The organism is Sphingopyxis flava, from assembly GCF_900168005.1.
Taxonomy (GTDB): domain Bacteria; phylum Pseudomonadota; class Alphaproteobacteria; order Sphingomonadales; family Sphingomonadaceae; genus Sphingopyxis; species Sphingopyxis flava.
In genome coordinates, this window is sequence record NZ_FUYP01000095.1 from 1 (window position 1) to 1,867 (window position 1,867).

Here is a 1,867-nt window from a genome sequence, read left to right on the forward strand (position 1 = left end):
TGAGGTAACGTCGGTCATGGCGGGTGTAGCCTATGGCAATTTCTGTCCCGGAGCAGGGACGGCTTAGACACCCAATTTCTTACTTCAGAACAGAGCTTTACGCTACTCCCGCCTACCGCTCAGACACCCCTTGGTGCATAAGAGCGGCTAGGGCTTGCGACGGAAGACGTGGAGAGACTTTAGAATGACTGTTGATTATTCCGATTTCAGTGGGCTCAATGTCACGCTCGATGGCCACGTCCTCACGGTCAAGCTTGTCAATCCTCCGCTCAATGCGATGACTGCCCAGGCACATGCGGATCTTGCCCGCATTTGGCCACTGATCGGCACTGACAAAAGGGTGAGGGCTGTCGTCTTCACAGGTGCAGGTGAAAAGGCCTTTTCGGCGGGCGGCGACCTTAACCTGATGCTCGAAAACTGGGGCGATGCAGGGCGCTGGCAGCCCGCAATGGCCGAAGCCCGCGCCATTATCGTGGGCATGTTGGAATGCCCCAAGCCCATCATCGCGCGCATCAATGGCCATGCAATGGGCCTGGGCGCAAGCCTTGCCCTGGCGGCCGACATCACCATTGCAGTGGAAGATGCGCAAATTGCCGATCCGCATATCAACATTGGCCTGGCGACTGGCGATGGCGGCGCGCTCTTGTGGCCACATCTTGTCGGGCTGGTCGAGGCACGCCGACATTTGCTTTCAGGCGACGCCTTGTCCGGCAAGGACGCTGCGGCGATAGGGCTTGTCAGCGAAGCCGTACCTGTCGCCAGTCTGGACGATGCAGTGAAACGCTGGATCGACAAGTTTCTGCGCCAATCGCCCAGCGCTGTGCAAACGACCAAGCAAGCCCTCAACCTTGATCTACTGGACAAGGCCAAGCGCTACATGGGCGAGATGCTGAGGCTCGAAACGCGTTCTTGGGAATCGCCCAATCACCCGGAAGCTGTCCGGGCCTTGCTCGAAAAGCGTCCGCCAAAGTTTATCGACGAATAGTCCGCATCAGCGGGGGTTTGCCCGCTCAGCCAGCTTAGCTCAACAGCCCTGCGAAAGGTGATCCAGCACGCCAGGTGCATCGAGGACAACCTTGCTGGCCTCGTCTCCGATCAACGCAGGGTCCGGAATCCCTTCAAGTTCCAATGCCCGCTTGGTCGCGGGCCGTTCCAGGATGCGTTCGCGATGCGCTAGCACGTTGGGGATCGCCGATAGATCGCAGCGATCAGTCGGCCAATGCAGGTATGAAGTGTAGATAAACAGATAGGGATCGGAAGCAGTGTAACGGTCGCCATGCACATACGGGCGGCCATCCTTCAGCATGTCTTCGATCTTGCCGAAGTAATAGTTGAGCATTTCCGGCACCTTGGCACGCAGCGCGGCATGTGCGGCTTCACCGTCCGCGAAGATACGCGGCCTAGAGAAGTGCCGCAGCGTGATATGCACCGTCGTGGCTAGAAAACCGTTGAACGAGGTTAGTTGCGCAAAGCCGTAGGGAGTTTGTGCAGGCGACAGCCCTACGTCAGGAAAGCTCTGCGCCAGATAGGCGAGGATTGCTGCTGCGCGACAAACAAGGTGAGAATTGCCGACAAACAGGATGAGAATGGGCGGCGGTGTGTCTTTCGGGACGAGGGGCGAAGCCCCGAGGAGCGACAGACACACCGCCGCAGGCGTCTTTTCTTCTGGAAGGGGGCTTTTGGTGATCGTGACCTGCCAGGTGGAGCTTCTTCTGAAGGGGAGATGCGGTGCCTGGGAGCCATATCAACGATCATCAGGTGAGATATTATATGAAGATGAGACAGACAATGTCGCCGCGTTCAGCGGCGGCGTGTGCGGCGTTCAGCACGGCGACGGCGTATCGGCTGGAGGCGGATATGCGGCTTC

Annotated in this window: 3 protein-coding genes; 2 read left to right on the plus strand and 1 reads right to left on the minus strand. The window is 58.5% G+C overall.

The window, feature by feature from the left end:
* The first annotated feature begins 184 nt into the window (after positions 1-184).
* Positions 185-985, plus strand: coding sequence for an enoyl-CoA hydratase/isomerase family protein (locus B5X69_RS20630; RefSeq protein ID WP_079640335.1), 801 nt, complete (start codon positions 185-187; stop codon positions 983-985).
* A 39-nt stretch (positions 986-1,024) separates the two neighbouring features.
* On the opposite strand, the gene B5X69_RS20635 is transcribed toward B5X69_RS20630, so the two are convergent.
* Positions 1,025-1,645 carry a glutathione S-transferase family protein gene (locus B5X69_RS20635; protein ID WP_079640336.1) on the minus strand — a complete coding sequence of 207 codons (621 nt, stop codon included), beginning with the start codon at positions 1,643-1,645 and terminating at the stop codon, positions 1,025-1,027.
* A gap of 34 nt (positions 1,646-1,679) precedes the next feature.
* Here B5X69_RS20635 and B5X69_RS21795 point away from each other — a divergent pair.
* On the plus strand, positions 1,680-1,867 hold a 188-nt coding region (locus B5X69_RS21795; RefSeq protein WP_217699169.1), incomplete at its 3' end, for a hypothetical protein.